The 25,394-nt window shown below is 64.8% G+C and carries 27 protein-coding genes; 11 read left to right on the top strand and 16 right to left on the bottom strand.

Features of this window, described 5'->3' with window-relative positions; all coding sequences use genetic code 11:
- Positions 1-3 precede the first annotated feature (3 nt).
- The gene (locus K309_RS0114980) at positions 4-1,374 is read left to right on the top strand and encodes a nicotinate phosphoribosyltransferase (protein WP_029047183.1); all 1,371 of its coding nucleotides are present in this window, start codon (positions 4-6) and stop codon (positions 1,372-1,374) included.
- A gap of 16 nt (positions 1,375-1,390) precedes the next feature.
- Here K309_RS0114980 and K309_RS0114985 read toward each other — a convergent pair whose 3' ends face one another.
- From K309_RS0114985 to K309_RS0114995, 3 genes are read right to left on the bottom strand one after another with little or no spacing between them, the layout of a single operon-like run.
- The gene (locus K309_RS0114985) at positions 1,391-2,047 is read right to left on the bottom strand and encodes a BON domain-containing protein (protein ID WP_029047184.1); all 657 of its coding nucleotides are present in this window, start codon (positions 2,045-2,047) and stop codon (positions 1,391-1,393) included.
- Positions 2,048-2,070: 23 nt separating this feature from the next.
- Positions 2,071-2,697, bottom strand: a complete 627-nt coding sequence (locus K309_RS0114990; protein ID WP_029047185.1) for a phosphoribosyltransferase — start codon at positions 2,695-2,697, stop codon at positions 2,071-2,073.
- A 31-nt stretch (positions 2,698-2,728) separates the two neighbouring features.
- Positions 2,729-3,334, bottom strand: coding sequence for a nitroreductase family protein (locus tag K309_RS0114995; protein WP_029047186.1), 606 nt, complete (start codon positions 3,332-3,334; stop codon positions 2,729-2,731).
- Between the two features lie 439 nt (positions 3,335-3,773).
- On the opposite strand from K309_RS0114995, the gene K309_RS0115000 reads away from it, so the two are divergent.
- Genes K309_RS0115000 through K309_RS0115010 form a run of 3 tightly spaced genes read left to right on the top strand, consistent with a single transcriptional unit; the run spans position 3,774 to position 6,689 of the window.
- Positions 3,774-4,166: a hypothetical protein gene (locus tag K309_RS0115000; protein ID WP_232232393.1), complete on the top strand. Its 393-nt coding sequence runs from the start codon at positions 3,774-3,776 to the stop codon at positions 4,164-4,166.
- Positions 4,167-4,170: 4 nt separating this feature from the next.
- Positions 4,171-4,917, top strand: a complete 747-nt coding sequence (phbB, locus tag K309_RS0115005; RefSeq protein ID WP_029047188.1) for an acetoacetyl-CoA reductase — start codon at positions 4,171-4,173, stop codon at positions 4,915-4,917.
- On the top strand, positions 4,914-6,689 hold the full coding sequence (locus K309_RS0115010; protein ID WP_029047189.1) for a PHA/PHB synthase family protein: 1,776 nt from the start codon (positions 4,914-4,916) through the stop codon (positions 6,687-6,689). Before phbB ends, K309_RS0115010 begins: the two co-directional genes overlap by 4 nt.
- Before the next feature lie 460 nt (positions 6,690-7,149).
- Here the strand turns inward: K309_RS0115010 and K309_RS0115020 are convergent, their stop codons facing one another.
- From K309_RS0115020 to K309_RS0115030, 3 genes are all read right to left on the bottom strand, one after another.
- Complete coding sequence (locus K309_RS0115020; protein WP_029047191.1) at positions 7,150-7,989, bottom strand: universal stress protein; 840 nt, start codon at positions 7,987-7,989, stop codon at positions 7,150-7,152.
- 479 nt (positions 7,990-8,468) lie between these two features.
- Positions 8,469-8,747 (bottom strand): DUF1488 family protein, encoded by a 279-nt coding sequence (locus K309_RS0115025; RefSeq protein ID WP_029047192.1) that lies wholly within the window; start codon positions 8,745-8,747, stop codon positions 8,469-8,471.
- A 46-nt stretch (positions 8,748-8,793) separates the two neighbouring features.
- Complete coding sequence (locus K309_RS0115030; protein WP_029047193.1) at positions 8,794-9,246, bottom strand: universal stress protein; 453 nt, start codon at positions 9,244-9,246, stop codon at positions 8,794-8,796.
- A 170-nt stretch (positions 9,247-9,416) separates the two neighbouring features.
- Here K309_RS0115030 and K309_RS0115035 point away from each other — a divergent pair, with 170 nt between their 5' ends.
- The gene (locus K309_RS0115035) at positions 9,417-9,956 is read left to right on the top strand and encodes a flavodoxin family protein (protein WP_029047194.1); all 540 of its coding nucleotides are present in this window, start codon (positions 9,417-9,419) and stop codon (positions 9,954-9,956) included.
- Between the two features lie 129 nt (positions 9,957-10,085).
- Here the strand turns inward: K309_RS0115035 and K309_RS0115040 are convergent, their stop codons facing one another.
- The 6 genes from K309_RS0115040 to fnr all read right to left on the bottom strand — a co-directional run bounded on the left by K309_RS0115040 (position 10,086) and on the right by fnr (position 14,943).
- The gene (locus K309_RS0115040; RefSeq protein ID WP_029047195.1) at positions 10,086-10,565 is read right to left on the bottom strand and encodes a carboxypeptidase-like regulatory domain-containing protein; all 480 of its coding nucleotides are present in this window, start codon (positions 10,563-10,565) and stop codon (positions 10,086-10,088) included.
- Positions 10,566-10,627: 62 nt separating this feature from the next.
- Complete coding sequence (locus K309_RS0115045) at positions 10,628-11,095, bottom strand: universal stress protein (RefSeq protein ID WP_029047196.1); 468 nt, start codon at positions 11,093-11,095, stop codon at positions 10,628-10,630.
- A gap of 210 nt (positions 11,096-11,305) precedes the next feature.
- Positions 11,306-12,142, bottom strand: a complete 837-nt coding sequence (locus K309_RS0115050; protein WP_029047197.1) for a universal stress protein — start codon at positions 12,140-12,142, stop codon at positions 11,306-11,308.
- Positions 12,143-12,226: 84 nt separating this feature from the next.
- Positions 12,227-13,129, bottom strand: a complete 903-nt coding sequence (locus K309_RS0115055) for a TPM domain-containing protein (RefSeq protein WP_051320474.1) — start codon at positions 13,127-13,129, stop codon at positions 12,227-12,229.
- A gap of 182 nt (positions 13,130-13,311) precedes the next feature.
- Positions 13,312-13,773 (bottom strand): pyridoxamine 5'-phosphate oxidase family protein, encoded by a 462-nt coding sequence (locus tag K309_RS0115060; RefSeq protein WP_029047199.1) that lies wholly within the window; start codon positions 13,771-13,773, stop codon positions 13,312-13,314.
- Between the two features lie 378 nt (positions 13,774-14,151).
- Positions 14,152-14,943 (bottom strand): fumarate/nitrate reduction transcriptional regulator Fnr, encoded by a 792-nt coding sequence (fnr, locus tag K309_RS0115065; protein ID WP_029047200.1) that lies wholly within the window; start codon positions 14,941-14,943, stop codon positions 14,152-14,154.
- Positions 14,944-15,311: 368 nt separating this feature from the next.
- On the opposite strand from fnr, the gene K309_RS0115070 reads away from it, so the two are divergent.
- The 6 genes from K309_RS0115070 (at position 15,312) to K309_RS39975 (ending at position 21,287) form a co-directional block, all read left to right on the top strand.
- Positions 15,312-15,734, top strand: a complete 423-nt coding sequence (locus K309_RS0115070) for an Hsp20/alpha crystallin family protein (protein WP_029047201.1) — start codon at positions 15,312-15,314, stop codon at positions 15,732-15,734.
- A gap of 26 nt (positions 15,735-15,760) precedes the next feature.
- A complete protein-coding gene (locus K309_RS0115075; protein WP_029047202.1) occupies positions 15,761-16,225 on the top strand; it encodes a CBS domain-containing protein in 465 nt (154 codons plus the stop codon).
- 66 nt (positions 16,226-16,291) lie between these two features.
- A complete protein-coding gene (locus tag K309_RS0115080; protein ID WP_029047203.1) occupies positions 16,292-16,939 on the top strand; it encodes a BON domain-containing protein in 648 nt (215 codons plus the stop codon).
- A gap of 91 nt (positions 16,940-17,030) precedes the next feature.
- Positions 17,031-17,684 (top strand): BON domain-containing protein, encoded by a 654-nt coding sequence (locus K309_RS0115085; RefSeq protein ID WP_029047204.1) that lies wholly within the window; start codon positions 17,031-17,033, stop codon positions 17,682-17,684.
- Between the two features lie 56 nt (positions 17,685-17,740).
- The gene (locus tag K309_RS0115090; RefSeq protein ID WP_029047205.1) at positions 17,741-20,440 is read left to right on the top strand and encodes a bifunctional acetate--CoA ligase family protein/GNAT family N-acetyltransferase; all 2,700 of its coding nucleotides are present in this window, start codon (positions 17,741-17,743) and stop codon (positions 20,438-20,440) included.
- 136 nt (positions 20,441-20,576) lie between these two features.
- The gene (locus K309_RS39975) at positions 20,577-21,287 is read left to right on the top strand and encodes a carboxypeptidase-like regulatory domain-containing protein (RefSeq protein WP_051320475.1); all 711 of its coding nucleotides are present in this window, start codon (positions 20,577-20,579) and stop codon (positions 21,285-21,287) included.
- Here K309_RS39975 and K309_RS0115100 read toward each other — a convergent pair.
- From K309_RS0115100 to K309_RS39570, 4 genes are all read right to left on the bottom strand, one after another.
- A complete protein-coding gene (locus K309_RS0115100; RefSeq protein WP_029047206.1) occupies positions 21,282-21,503 on the bottom strand; it encodes a DUF2188 domain-containing protein in 222 nt (73 codons plus the stop codon). The two genes, K309_RS39975 and K309_RS0115100, sit on opposite strands and share 6 nt — an antisense overlap.
- 17 nt (positions 21,504-21,520) lie before the next feature.
- Positions 21,521-22,051: a hypothetical protein gene (locus tag K309_RS36625; protein ID WP_051320476.1), complete on the bottom strand. Its 531-nt coding sequence runs from the start codon at positions 22,049-22,051 to the stop codon at positions 21,521-21,523.
- Between the two features lie 740 nt (positions 22,052-22,791).
- Entirely contained in the window at positions 22,792-23,439 is a 648-nt protein-coding gene (locus K309_RS0115115) for a response regulator (protein WP_029047208.1), read from the bottom strand.
- Between the two features lie 287 nt (positions 23,440-23,726).
- Positions 23,727-25,394, bottom strand: coding sequence for a PAS domain-containing sensor histidine kinase (locus K309_RS39570; protein WP_084402442.1), 1,668 nt, complete (start codon positions 25,392-25,394; stop codon positions 23,727-23,729).

The following is a 25,394-nucleotide window of genomic DNA, read 5'->3' on the forward strand; positions in this document are numbered from 1 at the left end:
GCCATGACTACCATCGATAGCGAAAGTCCATTGCTGACCGATCTGTACGAGTTCACCATGATGCAGGCGTACTTCGACAGCGGCATGAACGATATCGCCAGCTTCGAGTTCTTCGTGCGCAAATTGCCGCCGGGCCGTAACTTCCTGCTGGCCGCGGGACTGGAACAGGTGCTCGCCTATCTGGAACGGCTGCGCTTCAGCACGGACGACCTCGACCAGCTGGCGTCGACCGGGCATTTCAGCCCGGCGTTCCTGCAATCGCTCGCGCACTTCCGCTTCAGCGGGGATGTCCAGGCCATGCCGGAGGGAACGGTGTTCTTCCCGGACGAGCCCATCCTGCGCATTACCGCGCCGATCCAGCAGGCCCAGCTAGTCGAAAGCCGGGTCATGAACCTGCTGCACTACGAGACCATCGTGGCCAGCAAGGCGGCGCGCGTGGTGCTGGCGGGGCCGGGGCGCATGCTGGTCGATTTCGGCCTGCGCCGCGCGCACGGCGCCGAAGCCGGCCTGCTTTCGGCACGGGCCAGCTATCTGGCGGGATTCACGGGCACCGCGACGCTGCTGGCCGGTGTGCGCTTCGCCATCCCGTCGTATGGCACCATGGCCCATTCCTATGTGCAGGCGCACCTGGACGAGGCCGAGGCCTTCGCGTCGTTCGCGCGCTCGCAGCCGGACAACGCCACGCTGCTGATCGACACTTACGATACCGAGGCCGCCGCGCACAAGGTGGCGGCACTGGCTTCAACGCTGCGCGCCAGCGGGATCGCCGTCAAGGCGGTGCGCATCGACAGCGGCGACCTCGGCGAGCATGCGCGCCAGGTACGCGCCATCCTTGACGGCGCCGGCCTGCAGTCGATCGGCATCTTTGCCAGCGGCAACCTGGACGAGTTTCGCGTCCGCGACCTGGTAGCAGCAGGCGCGCCCATTGACGGCTTCGGGGTCGGTACGCGCATGAACACCTCGGCCGATGCCCCGTATCTCGATTGCGCGTACAAGCTGACCGAGTACGCGGGCCTGCCGCGGCGCAAGCGCTCGGAAGGCAAGGCCACCTGGCCTGGCCGCAAGCAGTGCTACCGTCGTTACGGCGCCGACGGCACCATGCTCGGCGATACGCTGACGATCGAAGGGGATGCCTGCGACGGGCTGCCGCTGATGCAGCCGTGCATGGCGGATGGCCGGCGTGTGGCGCCAGACGTGCCGCTGCTGACCAGCCGGGGCTATGCCGCACAGCAACTGGCCGCGCTGCCCGCCCGCCTGCGTGCCTTGGAGCAGTCGGCACCCTATCCGGTCATCGTCAGCACTGCCCTGCAGGACCTGGCGCGCGCTGCCGATGCGCTGACCGTTGAGGCCGGCAAGGCAGCCAGGCCTCGATAGTGCATCTTCGCAGAGCTTAGCCGGGCTTGACTTCGATCTGGTTGACGACCGCGCTGACGCCTGGCGCAGACCAGGCCGCTTCGAATGCCGCCTCGCGTTCCGCCAGCGTGCGCAGGGTGCCGGTCAGCGTCACCGCGCCGTCCCTCACCGTCACGGTTACCTGGTCGGCGTCGCTGGCGGCCTGGCGTGCGATGGCCGCCTGGATCCGTGCCGCGACGTCCTGCTTGTCGGCACGAGGCCGGATGGCTAGCGCATTGGTAACGCCGACCACGCCGAACAGTCCGGCCACGGCGTGCTCGGCGGTGGTGCGCTGGTAGTACCAGTCGACATCGCCGCTCAGCGTCACCACACCGTGTTCGACCAGGATCCGGATACGGTCGGCCGGCACCATCGCATTCCAGGACAGTACGTTGGCTGCGGCCCGGGCAATGTCGGCATCGGTGCGGCACGCATCGTCGGGCAGGTGAACGTCCAATTCCACGGCCAGCGCTCGCACGCCGGGAATGCGCCTGACGGCCGCTTCCGCCGCGTACTTCTCGGCAAAAGTGCCAAGGTGCCCGGTCAGCGTGACGACGCCGTCCTGAACCTGGACCCCGATCTCGTTGCCATGGACCGCCGGATTCCAGATCAGCGCCGCGGTCACGTCTTGCTGCAGCTGCCTGTCGCCTTTCATGAACCCCTCCTCGCGTGTTGTCTTTACCGCTCCTTCAGGCATGCCACGACCTCCGCATCCTCGACCTGCGAGAAGTCCCGGTAGAACTGCCCCACTGCCCGGAAGCCGGCCGGAGACTCCAGGCACACCACTTCGTCAGCATAGGGCTGCAACAGCTCCAGCGTCCGCGGCGGCGCGACCGGCACCGCGCAGATGAGTCGCGCGGGCTTCTGCTCGCGGATGGCGTGCAGCGCGGCGATCATCGAGGCACCGGTGGCCAGGCCGTCGTCCACGACGATAACCTCGCGTCCGGTGGCGGGGATCGGCTCCCGCCCCGGTGTGTAGGCAGTCCGGCGCCGCCGCAGCACTTCAAGCTGGGCTGCGCGCTCGCGGTCGATGTAGCCGCTGTCGGCGCCTGCCGCAGCAGCATAGGGTGTGAGATAGGTCCAACCGCTCTCGCTCACGGCGCCGATGGCGTACTCGGGGTTGCCTGGCGCGCCGAGCTTGCGCACCAGCACGACGTCAAAGTCTCCACCCAGCTTACCGGCAATAATGGCGCCCATCGGTACCGCGCCCCGGGGTACGGCCAGCACCAATGGCCGTTCTCCAACGTGGCCATCGAGCACACGGGCCAGCTGTTTGGCGGCGTCGGCCCTGTCAATGAATGGCATGGTCCTTCTCCTGTGGCTGCCTGGGGGTGGCTTACGCCGGATAGCCCACACTCTGGGCCAGGATCACGCGCTGGTCGGGCTCCAGCCGCATGGCCGCCGCCAGCGCGCGGCGGTCCAGCAGGCCGCGCGCCACGGTGGCCAGGCCGGACGCGGCGCAGAAGAGGTAGACGTTCTGGCTGATATACCCCGTATCCAGCGCGGTATAGAACTGGCGCAGCGGCTTGTCGGTCTCGTCGAGCCTGGAGAGCCGGCTGACGTAGACGAGGTTCAATGGCGCCTCGGCAACATAGTCCTGCAGGCCGGTGGCCGCGCGCAGGTCTTCGCCGATGACCAGCCGAAGGCGCCAGTCCGCCGGTTCGAGCACGTACAGGCCGTCGCGCAGCGCCACGTACAAGTCGATTTCCTGCCAGTTGCGGGCCGAGGGCGCGGTGCGCAGGCCGGTGCCCGGGCGATTGACGCCGAAAGCGGCCCACAGCAGGGACGACAGCAGTGCGTCATCCAGGCTCCGCGGGGCGAAATGTCGCGTAGAGCGGCGCTGCTGCAGCGCGGTCAGCAGCGGCATGCCGCCTTCGGTTTGCGGTGCCGGCAGCTTCAGGTATTCCACGCCGGCTTCGGATAAGACGATGGGATGTGTCACGTCGTGCTCCAGATGACGGGGCCGGCACGGCCCCCTGGAATTACCGTAGGCGGCGAGCGGGCCCTGCCATTTGGGATGGATCAAAGGAACGCCTGTTTGCGCGCGGCACGTAGGAGGACATCTTCAGTGTCGGGTTCCTGATCGGCCATGTCAGGCGTGGGGTACGGCCGCCGGCCATGCGACCCTTGTGCTCTGACAAACGCAGGCCACGGCCTGGCGATACCTGCGCGCTCCGACGCATTGCGCGCTCCTTGCGATATGTCAATTCCCGCCAGGATCGCCCTCCTAGACTTATCCAGGCCTGCGCGCCCCGGGCAGGTCATCCGCTTGCTATAGGAGTTCCACCATGCCAGACCATAGCGATCCCGCCTTCGAACTTGCGCGCTGCGCCGAGCAGTCCGCCGTGCGCATATGGCTGCGTTGGCAAGAATCGCACCAGATGCTGCTCAGGCTCCGCCTCAAGACCCTGGATGAGGACATCAAGGGCGCCCGGCAGGCCCTCGTGCGCGTCAACGATGCATCCGACTGGAACGCCTTCCATGGCCTGCCCGCTCAAATTCTGGCCGCGCAGTTTGAGCGCAGCGCCGCACATGCACGCGACTTTGGCAGCCTTTACATCGAGATGGCCTCCGCCTTCATGGAGCACCTGCGCGAGTCGACCGAAGCCTGGCAGGACTACCAGAGAAAAGTCATGGTGGAGGGAGGCGTCTACGCGCCCTTTGCGGAATCGGCGCGCGAGATGTTCGACAACGTCGGCCGCCTGATGGCTGTTCCAACCCCAGGCGCAAAGGCCCCGGCCCGGGCGCGCCCGGCTGCCGCGGCACGGAGCTGACGAGATGGCCGGACAACGCATCGCCCTGGTGACGGGAGGCATGGGCGGCCTCGGCGAAGCGATTGCCGTGCGGCTGCTGGCCGACGGCGTGCGCGTCGTAGTCACACACTCGGAACACAATGACCACGTCGCCCACTGGCTGGGTGCGCAACGCAACGCCGGCCGCGAATTCACAGCATTCCCGGTCGACGTGACAGACTTCGCGTCCTGTCAGCGCTGCGTGTCGCACGTGCGCAGCGAGGTCGGCGACGTCGACATCCTGATCAACAATGCCGGGGTCACGCGCGACCGGACCCTGCGGAAGATGGAGAAGGCCGACTGGGACTTCGTGCTGCGCACGGACCTCGACTCGCTCTTCCATATGACGCGCCCGCTGGTTGAGCCGATGGTGGCGCGGGGTTGGGGCCGGATCGTCAATATCTCTTCGGTCAATGCCTCGCGAGGCGCTTTTGGCCAGACCAACTATGCCGCCGCCAAGGCGGGGGTACATGGCTTCACCAAGGCGCTGGCGCTGGAACTCGCCCGCAAAGGCGTCACCGTCAACACGGTATCGCCTGGCTACCTGGATACGCACATGGTGACGGACATGCCCACCGAAATTCTCGAGCGGGACGTATTGCCGACCATCCCGGTCGGCCGGCTTGGCAAGCCGGCGGAGGTCGCGGCACTGATCTCCTACCTGTGCGGCGACGACGGCGCATTCGTCACCGGCGCCAACTTTGCCATCAACGGCGGGCAGCACCTGCAATGAGAATCGATGACCGGGCGCAGCCGCCCAGCCTTGCGGCCATACCAGAATGCGCGCCGCCGCCCGCCATGCCGGCACAAGTCTGGCTGGACAAGCAAACCCGCGCCAGCCTGGCCCGCGCCACCGGCGGCCTGTCGGTGATCTCTGCGAGCCTGGCCGGGCTCGACTGGGCACTGCAGCTCGGTATCGCCCCGGCAAAGATGATGCAGGCCTGGCAGGTGTGGCTGGAACACAGCATCGAGGATTCGCCACGGCTGTTGCCGACCGTGGCCGAGCCGCCGTCAGTCGATGTCAGCGACCAGCGCTTTGCCGATACCGGCTGGCAGGACTGGCCTTATCGTTGCTGGCGCGATGCGTTCATGCGCGACGAAGCCTTCTGGGAGTCGCTGACGCAGGATATCGACGGTCTGTCGCGACATCACCAGCACATCGTCGCCTTCTGTGCCCGGCAATGGCTTGACTTGTTTTCACCGGGCAACGTCTGGTGGATGAACCCGACGGTCGCCAGGACCGCCGCGGGCACTTTCGGCGCCAACTTCCTGCAAGGAGCCCGTCATTGGCTGCAGGACGCCAGCGAGTTGCTGTCGGAGTTGCCTGGCCTGCCCGCCGGGAGGCCCGCTCTGGAGTACTTGCCCGGGCGCGACGTGGCACTGACGCCCGGCAAGGTGGTGTTCCGCAACGCGTTGATCGAACTGATCGAGTATGCGCCCGCACCCGGCACCGATACGGTCTGGCGCGAGCCGGTGCTGATCATACCGTCCTGGATCATGCGATATTACATCCTCGACCTGAAGCCCGAGGATTCGCTGGTGCGCTACCTTGTGGAGTGCGGCCATACCGTGTTCATGATCTCGTGGAAGAACCCGGACGCCTCGGCCCGCGACTTCGGGCTGAACACCTACCTGGAAACCGGGCTGCTGGCAGCGATCGAGACCGTGCACGCGCGCTGCGACCGCGCTCACATCCACGCCGCCGGGTATTGCCTGGGCGGCACGCTGCTTGCCACGGGCGCCGCCATGCTGGCGCGCGACGCGGGCGGCGGGCCGCTGGCCAGCATGACGCTGTTTGCGGCGGAAACCGATTTCCATGATCCGGGGGAACTGGGGCTGTTCATCGACAAGAGTTCTCTTGCCACGCTCGACGCCCTCATGTGGAGTCAAGGGTATCTCGACGGGCCGCAGATGAAGTCTGCCTTTCAGATGCTCAATACCCACGACCTGATCTGGTCGCGGGGGATGAGCGAATATTTGCTCGGCCAACGTTTGCGCGCCAACGACCTGGTCTCTTGGAACCGCGACACCACACGGCTGCCTTACCGCCTGCATTCGGAATGCCTGCACAAGCTGTTCCTGGGCAACGAGCTGGCCACCGGCAAGCTGTGCGTCGGCGGACAGCCAGTCGCCCTTTCGGACCTCGACCTCCCGCTCTTTGTGGTTGGCACCGAACACGACCACGTCTCGCCCTGGCGCTCCGTGTACAAGCTGCACTTGCTGACCCAGGCCGAACTGACCTTCTTGCTGACTTCTGGCGGCCACAACGCGGGCATCGTGTCCGAGCCGGGCCACCCGGGCCGACGCTATCATGTGCATACACGACGGGCCGACGCGCCCTACCTGAGCCCGGAGCAATTCCTCAGCATGGCGGAGTACCGCGACGGTTCCTGGTGGCCGGCGTGGCATGACTGGCTGGCAGCCCACTCTACCGGGCGCTGCACGCGGCAGGCGCCGGCCCAAGGTCTCGCGGACGCACCCGGCACCTACGTGCTGGAACCCTAGCAGGGGGTTGTTCACAGCGCTGTGCCTTGGCACATTGCAGCCAGGCATCATTGGTAGCGCTGGATACGGGAGCGGCACACCTACCCTCGCGGCCTGGCGATTTCAGTACATCGCCGCCCGTACACAAACGCTCGTGCGGAAAAAATCCCCGGCAGAGAAGCCAGCCCTGATCGCGCGAGCTCGCCAGACAGCGTAGGTTCGACCGTGGACCTCGATGTACCGCTTACGGGTAGCCGGCTCGAACGGAAACATGCCATCGGAGACAGGAAATGCCGGCCGACGCCTAAGGAATTCGTTCCAAAAGCCCTCCGCAAACTGGCGGAGTGTCAGGCTGTCATCTTTCATCGCATCTCATCGAGCGACACGCTACCTGGACTGATGGCCATCGGCCGACTTGCCTCGGTATCCCGGGCAACTGCAGCATCGCACCTCCCCTCACATCTCCGATTCACCGCGGTGATTAATGCGACATCATTACCGGCACTGTCATCGACTCGAGCAGCGTTCGGGTAACACCGCCAAGGACCAGCTCATGCATCCGGCTATGCCCGTAGCCTCCCATGACGATCAGGTCAGTGTTTCTGTCCGCGGCGTGTGAGAGCAACAGCTGGCCCACGTCATCGCCGTCTCCCGCTGCAAAGGTGCTCAGCTGCGCTGCCACGCCATGCCGAGCCAGCCAGTCCACGGCATATTGAGGCGGCGAAACCCATGGTCCCTTCAGGACGCCATCCGGAGTCCACGAAACCACGGCTGCGGTGCCTGCGCGCTGCAGCAGCGGGAGCGCATCGCGGATGGCCCTCGCCGACTCGCGGCTGCCGTTCCACGCCACCATGATGTTCTTGCCAACGCTCGGAAACCGGCCCGCATAGGGAACCACCAGCACGGGGCGCCCGCATTGCAGCACAATGGACTCGACGAAGCCGGGCTCGGCGTAGGCCGCCTCATCAGTGGGATCGTGCTGTCCGAGGATGACAAGGTCTGCCCGATGTGCCTCCGCCTGGACGGTCGCGGCCGTAGCCCAGTCCGGTGCCTGCCATTCCGTCACGACGTCGACCTCATCAGTCGCGCCCATCAGCGCATGGCGGGCTCGCTCCCCGACCTGATGCTGCCATTCGTTGTAGGAGGCGAGATAGCGGTCACCATCCACCAGGTAGCGCACGGCCGTAGGGTCCGGCTTGCCGACGGCAAGCAGGCCGATCATCGTCGATTTGAACCCCAGCGCCAGCTGGGTGGCGAGTTGCAGCCGGTCGTACACGCGACGGCCAGCATCCAGATGAACCAGAATCGTTGCGTAGTCCATGGATTGTCTCCATCAGGCAGCCTCCAAACGGGCTTTGGTTAAATCTATATCGGCACCCCACCGCGGCTCTGTCGTGCATCAAGCCGGCTTCCTGGCCGCGCCACGATCGGTACTGGTGGTGCCCTGGTTCGCGCCACTATGATTTCCATAGAGCGAGCGTCGGAGCCTCGTCCAAATGCGCCCCGGTGGCAAGCGTTGCGATCAGGCCGTGCGGTCAGCCGAGCACGAGAGGCCGTGGCCCGGAACACCAGGTACAGGTCGCTCCAGGTTGCCTGCCAGCGCGGCCGTGCGTGGCTTAGGCGGCCGCAGCAGATCCGGTACGGCAGTGCACGCTGCGAATAACGGCACCAACGCGCATGCGGCAAGCCTGTACCATCCTGGCCGTCTTGCCCGCCTGCAGGAATGAAAGCGATTCTTCATGGGGCCCTCCTTGTCGGGCACACCGCCCCGGGGGGATTTCGCCGGCCACGACGTACGTCTCACACCGCGAACCGGAAGTGGCCGCTGTGCAGCACGATGTGCCGCGCACCTGTCATCTCGAACAGCGCTCCCGCGACGCGTTCGATGTCCTGGCGGTTGCGCATGAACGCCGGCAGCAAGTCTTCACTACGGTACGAGCGTGCGCCGAAATGATCCTCAAGCGCCTCGGCGGTGATCTCATAGGTTGCCGGCGCGTCGTCCACCTTCGCGGCACACTGCAGGCTTGGTCCGGTCGGGCAGTAGTCCGGGATTTCGCCCGAAAAGTCGATCTTGTGCATAGCTCTCCTCGCGTAACAACGTCCTCCAAAGTGTCTGTTCGCCTGCCTACGTCTCTTCGGCGCGCACAAGCAGGACGGGCGCGACGGCCAAGGTAATCACGCTGCGGGCGACGCTGCCCATGACAAGTCGCCGTACGCCCCGTCGGCCATGCGTTCCCATCACAACCAGATCGGCGCCCCAGCCATTGGCTTCGGTCGCGATCGCAGTAGCAACGTCGCCATCGGCCGTCGGCTTTCCCAGCATCCGGGTTACGTGGCGAATGCCCGACGCTGCGAGCCTGCTGGCGGCAGCGGCGAGGACGCCTTCCCCCGCCGTCGTGAGATCCTCAAGCAATCTCACCGGATCCAGGTTACTAACATCCAGGAACGGGCTACGGTCATCGACCACATGGACCACCTCTACTTCCGCATTAGCGGCGCGCGCGATGATCATTGCCTGCTCCAGGGCAAGTTCCGAAGCGGCGCCGCCGTCCATGGCGACGAGGATGCGCTTGTACATAGGGTCTTCTCCGCCGATGCGAGGCTTGGGGTGGCTCAGATTTTGACTGGGTGAATTCAGCGTAGGGCGGCCCAGCATTTCCTGGTTGATGCGCATCAACTGCAGGCGCGACGTAGCACCTACGCTGCAGAGGCAGCACATCCACGCTGCCAACCTGACTGGAGCTTGCGATGATCCAAGCCGCAATCGTTTACTACTCACGCACCGGCACCGTACGCCAGGTCGCAGAGGCCGTTGCCGCGCGATCGGGATGGCCACTCGCCGAGGTCGCCGACGTGAAAAGCCGCGCCGGGGCCCTTGGCGACCTCCGTTGCGTGATCGATAACCTCTTTCACCGCCAGGTGGAGTACCGGTACGAGGGCCCGGCTCTCGATCGCTGCGAGCACGTTGTGATCCTGGCACCAGTATGGATGGGCAGGCTGGCGGCGCCGATGCGCAGCTTCCTCAGTGCCAGCATCGCCAGGCCACCGCTGGCCGCGCGCGTTTCGACAATCTGTGTGATGGCAGCTCGCGGTGGCTTCCAGGCAGAGGCGGAAATAGCCAGGCTCACGGGCAAGACACCCGCGCCGGCACTCGTACTGCTCGAACGCGATGTGCTGAGTGGCGATGCCACCGCCGAGATCGATGACTTCGTCCAGGCGTCGCGCATCGCGGATTCCAGACCTGCCCACGTCGAGCGGCCCGCCTGGCTGTCCCCGAACGAGACCTGAACGCTTCTTCCTCTTCCCTGACGGCTCCGTCGTTCCTCGTCCGCGAGGTTGTCCATCAGCGGCCACGAACTAGCGAAGTGTGCAGTGGTGTGGTGCGCGCGGCGGGCACGGTCCTCCGGGGCGGCAGGCTCAACGACGCGCACAGGGGGATGCGCCGCAGAGCAGCCAGTCGTCCTCGAGCGTATTGACCGGCAGCCGGAACGTCATGTCGAGCGGCTCGCCTGCGACGACGATGTCACGCATCTGGTCCCGCCCTTGGTAGCCCACCGCGAGCCGATAGGCACCTGGCTTGAGTTGCATGTAAAACAGCGGCCCGCTTGCGGTAGTGTGCAGCACGGCGTGGCCCCCCTGGCTGGCTACGACCACCGTGGCGCCGCTCAACGGGTTGCCACGCCCGGCGTCCACCATCGTCAGCCGCACATTGAAACGCGCGGCAATGGCCAGCATCCTCCGCATGCCTGCTTCCTCTTCTCCGCCCGATACGTAGGAGACGCCATGCTGCTCCATGATCTGCACGTCAGCGGGCGCGGCGCGAGTGGCGCAACCGATCGTTGCAGCGGATATCGCCAGCGACGACAGTCCAAGCGCAAGCCTCCTAAGAATCTTCATTTGCGTCGCTCCTATAGGACTACCGGAATCTCGCGAGGTAATTGCCGGCTGGAACCGAACGGTCAGGCTCCCTCGCTATCGCAGCCTGGCTGTCGAACGAGCAGCACGGGGCGAACCGTCTTGTTGACGACGTGCTCCGAGACCGAACCCAGCACCATGCGCCGCGCGCCGCGATGGCCGTGTGTGCCCATGACGATAATGTCTGCGCTCCAGTGGTCCGCTTCCGCGACGATCGCCTCGGCAACTTTCGCGGGTGTGCCTGGGGTCTCGGTCAACCTGCTGCTCCAGCGCACGCCGGCGGCACTCAGGCGCTCGCCAGCGCGCGCCAGCACTTGCTTGCCATAGGCAATAATCTCGGCCATCAGCCAGGGCCGGTATCCCGGCCTGATCTCGAAGAGCAGGTCGCTGTCGTCGACGACGAACATGGCACTGACCTCGGCGTGGGTGGCCAGCGCCATGGACACGGCCTGCTCCAGGGCATTTAGCGAAGAGCGGCTGCCATCGATGGCTAGGAGAATGCGGCGGTACATGGCGGCCTCGGCGTCGGCTATAGGTTCCTTCCAAATTAGCGGCCGCGAGGACATTCGGGTTGATGCCCGTCAACGGAGTCCTAAAGTCATACCCTAAGTCGCCAGGCCGGTGGGTTGCGAATCCAGACCGGGTCAACGAAACACGCAAGCCACGCGTCTATGTGCAGCACAATCGCTGCGAGCTTGTGGCATAGAGCACTTCGCCGATATTCAATGCGACAGCAGCAGCGGCATCTCGGCATGGTGCATCAGCGTCCGCGTTGTGCCTCCCAGCATCACTTCGCGCATACGAGAATGTCCGTATCCGCCGGCCACCAGCAGGTCCGCGTTCAGGCTGCGTGCAGCCTCGAGCAGCACCCGACCCACCGCCTCGCTCGTCGGTTCGTTGTACACGCCCGCGGCGATGCCATGCCGTTCGAGGTATTGCCGCAGGCCCGCAACCGGCTCCGACTTCGGACTGGGCCGCTCGTCCCGGTTCCATACCGCCACGATAGTGATCCGCTCTGCGCGCAGCAACAGCGGCATAGCGTCCGCCACCGCGCGAGCAGCCTCTCGCCAGCCATCCCACGCGATCACGATATGTTCCAACCCCAGCTCCTGGTATGCATCCGGCACCAGCAACACGGGCCGCCCGGCATTCAGCAAAACATATTCGGCGGTCTCGGCTGCAAGGCTGCCTACCGAATACGGGTCGGGCGGTGGTGCAAGCACGACGATGTCCGATACGCGGCCTTCCTGCGCCAACGCCCATCCCGGATCTTCCTCAACCAACAAATGGGTGTGTCCAACCCCGGGAGCTGCCTGCTCCATGATGCGCCGGAACGCGGTTCCCGCTTCCTCCGCCTGTGCCGCCGCGCTGCGCCCGGCGACATCCGGATAGCGCCGCGCATCGCTGCTGATGTCCGGGATGCGCTCGAATGGCAGGCCGGTTGCTGTCAATCCCACCACATGACCGCCGCTGCATTTGGCGAGGTTCGCTGCAACGCCAACACGCGTTGCGCAGCCGATGTCGCGCCCAAGTTGGACCAGTACGGTCTTGAAGGCCATGATGCTCTCCTGCGTAGGAATTTCGAAAAGCGTCCGGCGACCCGGTTGGCGTGCCGATCTCGCATGACACCAGCGGCACTACCATCACCACTTGCCGGACGCACCACCACCGCCAAAGCCGCCACCCCCGCCGCCGAATCCGCCAGGGCCCGAGCGACCGCGACCTCTTCCGGAGCGGCCGCCAATAGTTAGCAAGCCCATGTGCGAGCCACCCATCAACGTGAACAAAAGCGCGATTGCACCCGCAACCATGCCGGCAAAGATGGTTCCGGAGAGTATCCACGCGACCACCCCAACGGCTCCACCCGTCGCGACTGAACCCGGGAGGCGCCCCAGCATGGAACGCAGTACCCCACCCAGAACCAGAGTGAGCACAAGGAGGATTGGCATCAGTTGCCGGACGGGGTCGTCCCTTCCCCCTGTCGTTTCCTTCGGCGGTGGCAGCGGCTCCCCTTCGATGACCCCAAGCATGCGATCAATGCCCGCAGAGACACCGCCATAAAAATCGCCCTGCTTGAATCGGGGCACAATGTCTTCACTGATGATCCGCTTGCTCGTGGCGTCCGTCAGGACGCCTTCAAGGCCATAGCCCACCTCAATACGAAGGGTGCGGTCATCCCTGGCGATGATGAGCAGCGCGCCGTCATCGACGCGCTTGCGCCCGAGCTTCCATTGCTCGACCACGCGAAGCGAATACTGTTCGATGGTTTCCGGTCGGGTCGTGGGAACCATGAGAATCGCAACCTGAGTTCCCTTCCTGGCCTCAAAATCCTGCAGCGTCTGATCCAGGGACGCCTGCTGTTCGCGCGTAAGCGTACCTGTCAGGTCAGTCACCCGCGCCGTCAATGACGGAATGGCGACTTCTGCAAGGGCGCCAAGAGACACGAAGGCGGTCAGCGCCAGAAGCAGCCCCCGCGCGATCGAGAGCAGATTTACCTGATACCCGCCGGGGCGCAGGTAGCCGCGGCACCGATTAATGGCGAGCATGACGACAACAGCTGCCCTTATGTTGCGCACAGGACACCTCGTTCCTCTTGCAGCCGTCTGAGCGAACTGCATGAGCCTGACATAGGCTTCCCCGGACGCAGGCGCTGCTGCAGAACTGGCTCTTCCACACGCTTCCCGGTTTGCAGGACGGACTCTCGCTTTCCGTCAAAGAGACCCACGGCTCAACAGGTGACAAGATCCGTATGTCCAAAGCCCTTGGAATAGTCAAGCACGGAAATGACCATCGGAGTCACCCTGAATATCCGGACGTCGTCCACGGTGGGCATCGGCACCGGCAAGGCCATTTGCTCCGGATACTCCGGATACTTTGATGGGAACAACTGCAAGATCCTGTGCGCGACAACTGGATCGACCACCAGTTGCGCGTGCGCCGCCATGGACAGGCCAGTAATCGCCATGAGATCTGACGTATCGTGGTCAATTGTCAGCGAGACACGGTCGTCCGATGCCAGATTCCCGGCTTTTTGGCTGCTCGGACCACAGAGGAAGTAGAGCGTGAGTCCCTCGTTCACATAACCGACAGTCGTAGCCTGAGGCCAGCCATCCGGCCTCAGCGTGGCAAGCGTCATGATCCTGTGCTGGCTCAACAAACTCAGGATCTTCTGTCTGATCTCATCGTCCATATTTGGCTCACTGTTACGTCCGTACGGACAAAGCTAAACACCAGGCGCGGCCGGCATGGCCGCGGAGTGACCGCCAGCCATCTTGCCTTTGGCTACACGCCTCATTCCAAAGTAGCGGTCGCCAGGGCATTCAGGTTGACGGCAGTCAACGAAGCCCTAAGTCACCCATGTCCGGCCGATTGCCGTCCCCATGACCTGGATCACTCCACCGCTGTCCACGGGCAATCAGCTCGGCATTCCCGGCCGGCTCGGAGACGTCATGGCCGCCGCCGCGTCCCGCGAAGTCGGCACGCTGTGTTCCGGCCGCTCGAGATCGATACGTGGCAGGAGCATGTCATCTACATGCGTTCACGCCATGGCTTACCGGGTATGACGCCGCTAGCGAGCATCCAGGGCGTCCAGGTTGATCAGCTCGATGGACTTGCCCTGCACCGTGAGCAGGCCTTCCTGCTGGAATTTTGACAATGTCCGGCTCACTGTTTCCAGCGTCACGCCGAGAAAGCTGCCGATGTCCTCACGCGTCATCCGCAGTACAAAGGACGTGGCCGAATAGCCGCGCTCCCGATAGCGTGCCGAGACGTTCAACAGGAATGCCGCCACACGCTGCTCGGCGGACATGTTGCTCAACAGCGTCATCTGCCGCGATTCCCTGACGATCTCGGCACTGAACATCTTGTGCAACTGTCGTTGCAGAGGCTTGATCTCGCGACAAAGCGCCTCGAGCAGGTGGAACGGGATCACGCAGACCACGCTATCCTCCAGGGCAATCGCATCGCAGTTATGGGATTCCTGGCAGACGCCGTCCATGCCGATGGAGTCTCCGGCCATGTAGAAGCCGGAGATCGTTTCCTTGCCCCGCTCCGGAGACACCACGGTCTTGAACGAGCCGGCGCGTATCGCATAGAGGCTTCGGAACGGATCGCCGGCCCGGTACAGCCGTTCGCCCTGCTTGACCGAGCGCCAGCCCTGCACGACGGTGTCCAGGCGAGCCATTTCGCCGGCCTCCAGGCTGGCGGCCATGCAGATGTTCCGCATCATGCAGCTCGTGCAACGGGCCCGGGAATCGCACGACACCTGGCCCGCAGGCGTCGGATCCTCCCCCCTGGCGAACGTGACGGATACGCTTTGTACATCATAAACACCATCAGATTCAGTACGCGAGTCAAACATGGTTATCTCCAGCCTGCCGGCCCTTTCCTGATCCCGACCCTCGCCTCGCCCGTCTCGTTTTGCCGACCGCATCGTCGTGCGCGCCGCCATCTGTTTGCTCGAAGTATTGGCTGCCCGCGCCCGGACAACCAGAAGCCTGCGCTGAGTTGCGTGTCAGAAATGCAGCGTCCCTTGTCAGGGTTCCCTGACAGGGGGCATGCCGAATCGCGAGGCATTCCGGGCGGGCAGATGTGAAGCATTGCCGGTACCTGCGCACGCCGCCGTGGCAATGTGCAAGCCTTTGATGCAAAACAAGCCGCAGCCGCTCCGGCTTGCCAAAGTAAGAAGCATCCGGTGCGCACCGCGCGCCGTCATCCCAGGAGACCAAGATGAGCAACCTCAAGCGCTATGACCCGTTCTCGATCGAACCGCTGGGCGACATGCTGCAAAGCATGCTGCGCAACTGGCGGATTGCGCCAGACAGCGAACTGGCGTTCAAGGTAGACGTGGCCGAATCCGACACCAGCTTCACCATTACCGCCGACCTGCCGGGCGTGAAGAAGGAAGACATTAACGTCAGCGTAGACCGTGGCACCGTGATGATCTCGGCCAAGCTCGAGAAGGCTTCCGAAGTGAAGGAAGGCGACCGCGTGATCCGCCAGGAGCGCTACAGCGGCTCGATGCAGCGCGCCTTTACACTGGACGGCAACATCGACACGGAAAAGATCGATGCCAGCTTCCAGGACGGCGTGCTGCGCCTGGTGCTGCCCAAGAAGGAAAGCTCGACCCAGCAACGTATTACCGTACGTTAAGCGAGTGCGTCAAAAAGGAGGCCGGGATGCAAGTCAAGGATATCTGTTCAGCGAAGGCCGTGCACGTGCCACTATCCTGCACCCTGCAGGAAGCCGCGGTGCAAATGCGGGACCGCCACGTCGGTGCGTTGATCGTGACAGAGAACTCACCGGCCGGGACGCGCGCGGTGGGCATGGTCACGGACCGGGACATCGTCATTAATGCGACGGCCACCGGGGCGGACCCCTGCCAGACCGACGTGGTCGAGGTGATGACGCGTGGCCTGGTGGCGATCCCGCGGGATGCCGTAGTCGCCGATGCATTGCAACTAATGCTGACGCATGGCGTAAGGCGCCTGGCGGTACTGGATGGCGAGGCCGTGACGGGGGTGATTGCGCTCGATGACCTGTTCGCCGCCCTCGCGACCGACTGGGGCATGCTGTTTTCGCTGGTGCGCAAGGAGCAGGAGCGAGAGCGTTCCAGCAGCGCGCCGACCGGGTTGCACACCTGACCACTCATCCGCCTATCGACTCCACACCCGGCGCTCCCTGGCGCCGGGTCCGAACAGAGATAAAGCATGAAAACAGATCATCAGATCCAGAGGGACGTCGCCGACGAACTCGATTGGGACCCGGCGATCGACGCAGCGTCCATCGGCGTGGAGGTCCATGAAGGGATCGTCACGCTGAACGGGCACCTGTCCAGTTATGCGGAAAAGCTCGCCGCTGAACGCGCCGCCGAACGCGTCTCCGGCGTGCGCGCGGTCGTCGTCAAGCTCGACGTGCACCCGCCCGGAGCCTTCCTCGACGAAGCCATTGCAGAGGCGGCGCGCGAGGCGCTGCAATGGCACGTGCATGTGCCCGCGGACGTCATCAAGGTTCGCGTCGAGCATGGCTGGGTAACGCTATCCGGCAACGTGGACTGGGGCTACCAGAAGAAGCTGGCCGAACGCACCGTAAGCCTGTTGCGCGGCGTGGTTGGTGTCGTCAACAGCATCCGGATGAATGAGAAGACAGCACCTCCCGACGTGGAAAAACGCATTGAAGAGGCGCTGCGCCGCCATGCCTTGCGCGAGGCCCACCATATCAGTATCGAGGTCGAGAACGGCACTGCCACGCTGAGGGGCCACGTGGATTCCCTGGCCGACCGTCGCGCCGCCATCGGTGCCGCATGGTCGGCGCCGGGCATCTCGGCGGTCATCGATCAGCTGGAACTGCGGCCATGACGCCAAAGGGGCGCGCCGGCGCCGGCACGCTCCGGGCAGGGGGCACGCGGGCCATCGCACGCGGCTACCAAGCAAACAGGAGGCAACCGACATGAAAGGCGATATCCAGCTCAAGCAGCACGTGCTCGAGGAACTGGCCTGGGATCCGGCCGTCGATGCCGCCGAGGTCGGCGTCCAGGTCAAGGACAGCGTGGTGACGCTGACTGGCCATCTCGCCAGCCATGCCGCCAAGTACGCCGCCGAGGAAGCCGTCCGGCGCGTGCCCGGCGTGAAAGCGCTGGCCGTCGAAATCGACGTGCGTCTTCCCAATGACGCGCAGCGCACGGACGCCGACATCGCACGCGCCGCTAGCAACATCCTGGCGTGGACCTCGGTGCTGCCCGCGGATCGCATCCAGGTGATGGTCGAGGACGGCTGTGCCACGCTGACCGGAACGGTCGACTGGAACTACCAGCGCCTGGCCGCCGAGCGCGCAGTGGCCGGCCTGTACGGCGTGGTCAGTGTAGCCAACGCCATCGCGGTCCAGCCCGCGATCGCTGCCAACGATGTGAAGGAGCGCATTGCGAAGGCCATCGAGCGCCAGGCGGCGGACGATGCGACCCATGTCGCCGTCGACGTCAAGGACGGTGTTGTGACGCTGCGCGGAAGCCTGCGCAGCTGGGCCGAGCGCGAGGCCGCATCCGAAGCAGCCTGGGCGGCGCCGGGGGTCACCGAGGTATCGAACATCATCCAGGTGAATCTCTGACCTGCACACCGGGCACGGGGGGCCTGCGGGCTCTGCAGTTGCCATGAGAGCCAGCCATGACTGTCCGCAATCTTGATGCCCTGTTCCGTCCGCGCTCGATCGCGCTCATCGGCGCGACGCTGCGGCCGCGTAGCCTAGGGGCGACGGTGCTGGACAATCTTTCAACGGGCGCTTTCGCTGGCCAGCTGTATCTGGTCAATCCCAAGTATGCAACGCTGGCAGGCCAACGCTGTTACGCATCCGTCCGAGCGTTGCCGGCACCGCCGGATCTGGCGGTATTATGCACGCCCGCACCCACGATCCCGGAGCTCATCGCTCAACTCGGCGCCGCCGGTACGCGTGCGGCCATCGTCCTGAGCGCTGGCTTCGAGGGGCCTGAGGACAGCGCCGGAGGCGCGCTGCGGCAAGCCATGCTGGACGCGGCGCGACCTCATCTGCTCAGGATTCTCGGGCCGAACTGTGTCGGGCTGATCGCTTCGGGGATCGGCCTCAATGCCAGCTTCGCACCCGGCACAGCCCGGCCAGGCAAGCTAGCATTCGCCACCCAATCCGGCGCGTTGGCCACCGCTGTGCTGGACTGGTCGCGTTCGCGCCAGATCGGCTTTTCGCACTTCATCTCGCTCGGCAACAGTGCCGATGTGGACGCGGCCGACGTGCTTGACTACCTTGCTGGCGATGCCGAGACGCAGGCCATACTGCTCTACGTGGAGGCGATCTGCCATGGCGCCAAGTTCATGTCCGCGGCGCGCGCTGCCGCCCGCAACAAGCCGGTCGTGGTGGTCAAGGGGGGGCGCTCGGCGCAGGCGGCACGCGCCGCCGCGTCCCATACCGGCGCCATGGCCGGTGCCGACGACGTCTACGACGCCGCCATCCGGCGTGCCGGCATGCTGCGCGTGGACAGCACCGAGGGCCTGTTCGACGCCGTAGAGGTGCTTGCCCGCATGCGGGGGCTGCGTGGCGAGCGCCTCGCCATCCTGACCAATGGCGGCGGCGCCGGCGTAATGGCGACCGACGCGCTGGCGGATGCCGGCGGGATCCTGGCGCGCCTGTCAGACCAGACTCTGGCACGGCTGGACGCCGTGCTGCCCGTCAGCTGGCCGCGCGCGAATCCGATCGACATCATCGGCGACGCGCCCATCGAGCGCTACCTGCAAGCCCACGCCATCCTCTGTGAGGCGCCCGAGGTTGACGCCGTGTTGATGATCCATGCGCCTACGGCCATCGTGCCGGCCGCGGAGATCGCGGCCGCCTTCGTCAGCGCGCCGTCGGGCGGCAAGCCGCTGCTGACCGCATGGCTCGGGGCGGATGCCGTGCAGCAGGCACGCCGCTTGTGCCAGCAAGCCGGCGTGCCGACCTTTGATACCCCGGAGGGGGCAGTGCGCGGCTTCCTGCAGGCCTGCGAATACCACAGGAACCAGCAATTGCTGATGCGCACGCCGCCCGCAGACGGCGCGTACACGCCGGCGGACAAGGCCCAGGTGCGCACGATCATCGGCAATGCCCTGCGCGCGGGCAGAGAGTGGCTGACCGAGCCGGAGGCCAAGGCCGCGCTGGCCGCCTATGGCGTCCCCGTGGTCGCAACCCGAACCGCGGCCAGCGTTGATGAGGCTGTCGACCAGGCCACACGGATCGGCTATCCGGTCGCGCTCAAGATCTTGTCTGCGGACATCACGCACAAGTCCGCCGCGGGCGGCGTGGCACTGGACCTCGCCGACGCCGCCGCGGTGCGCAGCGCCGGCAGCGCCATGCTCGAGCGCATCTGGCAGCAAGCCCCGGAGGCGCGGGTGCAAGGCTTTACCGTCCAGCCGATGGTCGGGCACGGCGATGGCTTTGAGCTGATTGTGGGCGCCTCCACCGATCCCGTGTTCGGCCCCGTCTTGCTGTTCGGCCATGGCGGCGTCAACGCCGAACGCATCGGCGACCATGCGGTTGCGCTGCCGCCGCTCGACGCACTGCTCGCGCGAGACCTGGTGTCGCGCACCCGCATCGGACGCCTGCTGGAAGGCTGGCACGGACACCCGGGCGTCGACGGGGACGGCTTGCTCCAGATCTTGGTGCAGGTCTCACGCCTGGTCTGCGATATTGACGAGATTTGGGAACTGGATATCAATCCCCTGCTGGCGAGCGCGGCAGGCATCATCGCGCTCGATGCCCGCATCGCCGTCAAGGCGCCGGCATTGGGCACGCGTCCGCGGCTGGCCATCCAGCCCTATCCCGAGGCGCTGGAGGAACGCGTCGAGCGGGACGGCCGCACCATCGTGCTCCGGCCCGTGCGTCCTGCCGACGAAGTGGCCTACCAGGCATACTTTCGCCAGCTGACGCCGGAAGATATCCATGCCCGCTACTTCTGCACGTTCCGCGAGCCGGTACACAGTCAGCTGGCAAGACTCACGCAGATCGACTACGCGCGTGAGATGGCGTTCATCGCGGCCACTACCGATGCGTGTGGCCACACCTCCATACTCGGGGAAATCAGGGCCGTTGCCGATCCAGACAATGTCCAGGCCGAGTTCGGCATCGCCGTGCGCTCGGACCAGAAGGGACAAGGACTGGGAAAGCTGCTGCTCGAGAAAATGATCCGCTACGCGCGCGCAAAGGGCATCGGCGCGTTGGTGGGCTGCACCATGCCGCACAACCAGCCGATGCTGGCGCTGGCGCGCGCCTATGGCTTCAGGATCGCCGCGGCCAGCGTCGACGGTGTCAGCCTGCACCTTGCGCTGGACAAAGAGAACGCCGACGTTCGCGCGCCTGGTTGAGGCATCGCAATGAGCGCGCGCAGCGGTCGGCCTACGCTGGTAAGAAGCGAGTAGCCTACTCGTTGCCTGCAAGCGCCTCCTGCGGCAAGCGGCGACGCTCTGCTTTCTTTCATCAACCCTGCGGAGCTATCCCACCATGAACCGACAACGTGTCTTCGTCTGCCGGACCCTGCTGCTGGTGGCCCTGCTGTGTGCCGGCACCGCGCCCGCGCTGGCCCAGCCCGATCCATCGCCGGCCGCACCGCGGCCCCGCGAGACAGTCCGCGCCGTCGATTTACTTACCGAGGCGGAGCGCGCCGACATTTGCGCAAGGCTGCGTAGCGCCGCGTCCGCGCAGGAGCGCCAGACCATCATGCAGCGCACCTTCGATCTGATTGCGACGCGCGCCAGCGAGCGCGGCATTACGCTGCGCCACGACCAGCGTGGCCACACGCGCAGGGAGATAGACGATCGCTTTGGCATGGAGTGCAGCCCGCGTGCCGCCTCGCCGGCCACGGCGGAAGGGATGCCTGCGCCGAGAGTCGCCGGGGACGTGCGCTACCTGACCGGTGGCGTGGGCCAGGACGAGGCGGCTTATCTGCGCAAGGCTGGCGGCGACTACACCCTGCGGCTCACCTTCACTGGAGGCGGCGGCCAGTACCTGGCCGGCGTTGACACGCAGATTTTTGACAGCCGCGGCAGGCAGCGCTTCGCGGCCGTGTCCGATGGCCCGTTCCTGTTCGTCCAGTTGCCGCCAGGCCGCTATCGCGTCGTAGCCACCGCCGACGGCAAGGCGCGGGAGCTGACACTGGTAGTACCGGGCAAAGGCGGCGTGTCCCGCACGCTGCACTGGGCATCTGCCTCATAGCCATTGGTCGCGATCTTGCCGCGCGGGTGGCGCGCTCGCTGGCTGATCCGGATGCGATCGCGCCCACCGCCGCGCACCGGCAATGGCAACACGGATCGCCATGCCTTCGTCATGGCCGCTGGCGAGCATGGCGTTGGCAATTTCGATTGCCTTCAGGCGCACCGCGGGCGCCAGCCGCTTCATCGCAGCAGGATAACGGTCAGGATTCCATGGCATTGCAGACTCCGCTTCTCTCAGTGGCGGCCCCGACCACTGTAGCGCAGGGACGGACCATGCCCGCTATGTGGCGCGCTGACTGCGGCCGGTGCCGGTGCAACGGGGCCGTCGCCTGGCAGGCGCAGCAGCAGCGACGGTCCACGACCGTCCTGGCGCACGCGCAGGCTGCGGGATTCGATCGCCCCGCCGGAGCGAACCAGCACACGATAGTCGCCTGGCGGCAGCCGCAAGTAGAGCAGCGGCCCCTCGCTCAGCACCAGCAGGACGATTTCGCGGTGGGCGTCGAACAGCGTTACCGTGACGTCCGACAAGCTACTGCCGTCCGCCTCGTTCACAAAGTGCATATGAACGTTAAAGCGCCCGGCCATGCTTTGCATGGCCGCCACCTGGTCCACGCCGATCCCGCCGGAAACGTAGTCGATGCCATTCATGTGGTGGACTGCGGGCGTTGACGGCATTACCGGCGGCGTAGGTGAAGCAACGCCGGCAGGAATAACGGCGAACAGGCCCGAGCAGAGCAGGCAGGCGGCAAGCGCAATCGCGCGCATGGGAGTCTCCTTGGCATGCCGGCCGCCGACAGATGTCGGCTGCGCCGGTGATGTCATTCAGAGTAGTTGCGCTTGCCGGCGCGATCTTGGGCTGCATCAAGGCAAGGCCACATCCGGAACCACGCCTGGCGATGGTGCTGCCACCTGCTTGCGGATTCAATGGCGCCCCAAAGATGGCGTAAAACTGCCGGATCACCGGACCTTGTCGACGAGCTGTCAGGGATTGCTGACGCGGCCTTTCTGCCGCCCTGACGCCACTCTCAGCCATCGCCTATTTTCCACAGCGAAGGGGGTGACCATACTGGGTACATGCCAGACAATAGCCAAGCCAAGATCGTCACTGTGTACCTGCTCGAGCGTGCAAATGCGATCCGCAGCAGACAACTTGGCATACTTGCACGCTTACCTCGGATAGAAGTCGCAGGTTCTGGCGCTAGCGCCCTTACGGAGCTGACTAGACTGATGCATCATCGGCCCGAGGTTGTCATGATCGGCTTGCGCACCGCAAGTGGAGGCGCGATCCAGGAGATCAGGATACTCAGGTCGGCCTTGCCTGACGCAATCGTGATCGTGCTGGGCGACGCCCTCAGCCTGCCGCTACGGCGCGCTTGCATTCGGGCAGGCGCGAGCTACTGTTTTGACAGGACGCTGGAATTAGACGCGCTGCGCGTGGCGCTGAGCGGGTTGAGGACCGCGCGGGCGCCATAAAGGAAGGGCGAGTTCGGGACTACCTTCGCCTGCTACAGGTCAGCGTCGTCGTCGAACAAATGATTGCGTATGGCATACCTCAGGAGCATCGCCTCATTGGGCATTTGCATCTTCTCCATGAGGCGCATCTTGTAAGTGCTAACGGTCTTGGCGCTGACACACAGTGCCGTGGCGATCGTCGTGATCGGCTCGCCCAGCACGAGCCGCCGGTACACTTCGAGCTCGCGATCGGACAAACGCAGGTGTGGCAAGTCATCGCTCTGGTCCTTCAGGCCGCTTGCGAGCTTCGCTGCGATCGCCTGGCTCACATAGGTACCGCCCCGGGCTACCTGTCCGATGGCGGACACCAGCTCCGTGGCCGCGCTTTCCTTGGTGAGATAGCCTGCCGCTCCGGCCTGAAACGCACGGACGATATATTGCTCTTCCGCATGCATCGTCAACACCAGGATTCGCAAGGTCGGGGCTTCGCCGCGCAACAGGCGAATCAGTTCCAGCCCGCTCCTGCCAGGCATGGACAGATCAAGGAGCAAGACCTGAGGGCTGCATTCCCTCACCATTCTTGGTACTTGCGAGCCATCAGCCGCTTCGGCCACCACCTCGAACAACCCCGCACGTTCCAGGATATGCCTTAAGCCATCCCGCACCACGGCGTGGTCGTCCGCAATCATCACGCGTGTCATGCATAGTCTCCCTGTCAGGGTCTGTTAGGGCTAAGGAAACAATCACGTGACGCACGCTCGAATCAATTGGAAGCTGATCCACGCGATTGCACCCGGCCCTATCGACCATAAAGGCGCAGCCTTCTGCATTACTCTTTCGGAGCGGTGCCAACGCTCGGCCCTACAACTAGCGCAGCCAATGTCTGCGCCGGCGGCGGGAATTTCTCGGCAAGCCGTGCCTTGAGGAGGTCATCATGGAATCCCCTGTCGCAGGCTGGAAAGTAAGTTTACTGTGTGTTGCCATGACGTTATCCAGGCGGATCTATTTCCAGCGTGGGAGCTCTTGCGCTTGAACCTCGCTGCCTTGGCGGCCGATGACCAGTGTCCTCCAAGCCGGCCTTCCGTTGCGGGACATCCACCATTAAACAAAATCCGTTGCCGGGGGCGCTTTCGACCGATACGGTGCCTCCGAGCAACCGAGACCGTTCCCGGATGCCCAACAGTCCCAGTGACTTGCGCGGCTCGTTGGCGTGTGGCTTCATGTCCCAGCCGGCACCATTGTCCTGTATTCGCAATGCAACGCGGCCGTCGTCACACCCCACGTGGATCTGAACGCTGCTCGCGTTAGCGTGGCGGACGACATTGCTTAGTGCCTCCTGCACGATGCGAAACAGTGCGATCGCTGTGTGCTCCGGGACATCGACGTCCGCTCCGTACACCGTTATTGCGAGCCCGTAGCGGTTGGAAAAATCGCTCGCCAACCACTCGATGGCGGGCAGCATGCCCAACTCGTCGAGCAGGGCGGGCCGCAGATCGCTGGCGATACGGCGGACAGAGGCTACCGTATCGTCGATGACCGCGTTCATCCCTGCAATTTCGTCTAGCAGGCCATCGATGGGCCTCCCCTCCCCCACATCCGTGCCCAGCATGGCTAAGTCCATCTTCAATGCGCTCAGGCGCTGGCCCAGGTCGTCATGAAGCTCACGCGCGATGCGACGCTTCTCCTCCTCTCGCGTAGCAAGGATGCTGTCAGAAAGCTGCTGCAGCTCCTCGCGCGAGCGGTGCAGGGCCTCCTCGGCCCCGACGCGGTCGGTAATGTCGCGCAACATCACCGTATATAGCTTGCCGCCACCGTCGACCGTTTGCGAGATCGAGGCTTCGATCGCAAACTCGCTGCCGTTCCGCCGCAAAGCGTAAAGCGCCAGGCGTTGACGCCCCATCTGCCGCTCCGATACACCGGTGACCCCAAAGCGGCGTATGTGCTCTGCATGGGCCGCGCGGAAGCGCTCGGGAATGAAGTCGCCAAGTGGGCGGCCGATCGCCTGCTCCGCAGGCCAGCCAAACAAAGTCTCGGCCATCGGATTGAAGAGCACGACCCGCTGGTCGGTGTCCACGGTGATGATCGCCTCCATGGAGGAACGGATGATGCCTGCCAGGCGCGCCTCGCTTTCCTTCACGCGTTGGAGACTGCGCTGCATGGTTTCTTCCGCGCGGACACGTTCGGTGATGTCGCGCAGCATCACGGTGTACAGTTTGGCGCCGCCGTGAACGGTTTGCGAGATGGATGCTTCGATCGGGAACTCGCTGCCGTCTCGACACAGAGCGTACAGTGCCAGGCGTTGACTTCCCATCTGGCGCTCCGATACACCGGTAACACCAAAGCGGCGCACATGTTCAGCGTGGGTGGCGCGGAAGCGCTCAGGAATGAAATCAGCCAGTGGGCGGCCAATCGCCTCCGCTGCTGGCCACCCAAACAAGGTTTCGGCCATCGGATTGAACAGCACGACGCGCTGCTCACTGTCCACAGTGATGATCGCTTCCATGGACGAGCGAATAATACCCGCCAGACGCGCTTCGCTTTCCTCCAATCGCTGGTGACTGCCTCCCGAGGCGCGCCTGAGCCGTCTCAGCCTGATCCAATAGAGACCGGCAACAAGTCCGATGCCTGCTCCTAATAGCGGCACCAAAAGCGCCAT

The sequence above is a fragment of the Cupriavidus phytohabitans genome, from assembly GCF_000426345.1.
In the GTDB taxonomy this organism is placed as follows: domain Bacteria; phylum Pseudomonadota; class Gammaproteobacteria; order Burkholderiales; family Burkholderiaceae; genus Cupriavidus.

Bases quoted from the DNA above. Each gene is read 5' to 3' on its own strand.
- K309_RS0115025 (WP_029047192.1), bottom strand. From the start codon at position 8,747: ATGCACAAGATCGACTTTTCGGGCGAAATCCCGGACTACTGCCCGACC.
- K309_RS0115055 (WP_051320474.1), bottom strand. From the start codon at position 13,129: ATGCTCGCCATTAATCGGTGCCGCGGCTACCTGCGCCCCGGCGGGTAT.
- K309_RS0115050 (WP_029047197.1), bottom strand. From the start codon at position 12,142: ATGGCCTTCAAGACCGTACTGGTCCAACTTGGGCGCGACATCGGCTGC.
- K309_RS0114990 (WP_029047185.1), bottom strand. From the start codon at position 2,697: ATGCCATTCATTGACAGGGCCGACGCCGCCAAACAGCTGGCCCGTGTG.
- K309_RS0114985 (WP_029047184.1), bottom strand. From the start codon at position 2,047: ATGAAAGGCGACAGGCAGCTGCAGCAAGACGTGACCGCGGCGCTGATC.
- K309_RS0115030 (WP_029047193.1), bottom strand. From the start codon at position 9,246: ATGTACAAGCGCATCCTCGTCGCCATGGACGGCGGCGCCGCTTCGGAA.
- K309_RS0115010 (WP_029047189.1), top strand. From the start codon at position 4,914: ATGAGAATCGATGACCGGGCGCAGCCGCCCAGCCTTGCGGCCATACCA.
- K309_RS39975 (WP_051320475.1), top strand. From the start codon at position 20,577: ATGAACCGACAACGTGTCTTCGTCTGCCGGACCCTGCTGCTGGTGGCC.
- K309_RS0115085 (WP_029047204.1), top strand. From the start codon at position 17,031: ATGAAAGGCGATATCCAGCTCAAGCAGCACGTGCTCGAGGAACTGGCC.
- K309_RS0115100 (WP_029047206.1), bottom strand. From the start codon at position 21,503: ATGCCATGGAATCCTGACCGTTATCCTGCTGCGATGAAGCGGCTGGCG.
- K309_RS0115090 (WP_029047205.1), top strand. From the start codon at position 17,741: ATGACTGTCCGCAATCTTGATGCCCTGTTCCGTCCGCGCTCGATCGCG.
- K309_RS39570 (WP_084402442.1), bottom strand. From the start codon at position 25,394: ATGGCGCTTTTGGTGCCGCTATTAGGAGCAGGCATCGGACTTGTTGCC.
- phbB (WP_029047188.1), top strand. From the start codon at position 4,171: ATGGCCGGACAACGCATCGCCCTGGTGACGGGAGGCATGGGCGGCCTC.
- K309_RS0115040 (WP_029047195.1), bottom strand. From the start codon at position 10,565: ATGAAGATTCTTAGGAGGCTTGCGCTTGGACTGTCGTCGCTGGCGATA.
- K309_RS0115115 (WP_029047208.1), bottom strand. From the start codon at position 23,439: ATGACACGCGTGATGATTGCGGACGACCACGCCGTGGTGCGGGATGGC.
- K309_RS0115045 (WP_029047196.1), bottom strand. From the start codon at position 11,095: ATGTACCGCCGCATTCTCCTAGCCATCGATGGCAGCCGCTCTTCGCTA.
- K309_RS36625 (WP_051320476.1), bottom strand. From the start codon at position 22,051: ATGCGCGCGATTGCGCTTGCCGCCTGCCTGCTCTGCTCGGGCCTGTTC.
- K309_RS0115035 (WP_029047194.1), top strand. From the start codon at position 9,417: ATGATCCAAGCCGCAATCGTTTACTACTCACGCACCGGCACCGTACGC.
- K309_RS0114980 (WP_029047183.1), top strand. From the start codon at position 4: ATGACTACCATCGATAGCGAAAGTCCATTGCTGACCGATCTGTACGAG.
- K309_RS0115080 (WP_029047203.1), top strand. From the start codon at position 16,292: ATGAAAACAGATCATCAGATCCAGAGGGACGTCGCCGACGAACTCGAT.
- fnr (WP_029047200.1), bottom strand. From the start codon at position 14,943: ATGTTTGACTCGCGTACTGAATCTGATGGTGTTTATGATGTACAAAGC.
- K309_RS0115020 (WP_029047191.1), bottom strand. From the start codon at position 7,989: ATGGACTACGCAACGATTCTGGTTCATCTGGATGCTGGCCGTCGCGTG.
- K309_RS0115075 (WP_029047202.1), top strand. From the start codon at position 15,761: ATGCAAGTCAAGGATATCTGTTCAGCGAAGGCCGTGCACGTGCCACTA.
- K309_RS0115070 (WP_029047201.1), top strand. From the start codon at position 15,312: ATGAGCAACCTCAAGCGCTATGACCCGTTCTCGATCGAACCGCTGGGC.
- K309_RS0115000 (WP_232232393.1), top strand. From the start codon at position 3,774: ATGCTGCTCAGGCTCCGCCTCAAGACCCTGGATGAGGACATCAAGGGC.
- K309_RS0115060 (WP_029047199.1), bottom strand. From the start codon at position 13,773: ATGGACGATGAGATCAGACAGAAGATCCTGAGTTTGTTGAGCCAGCAC.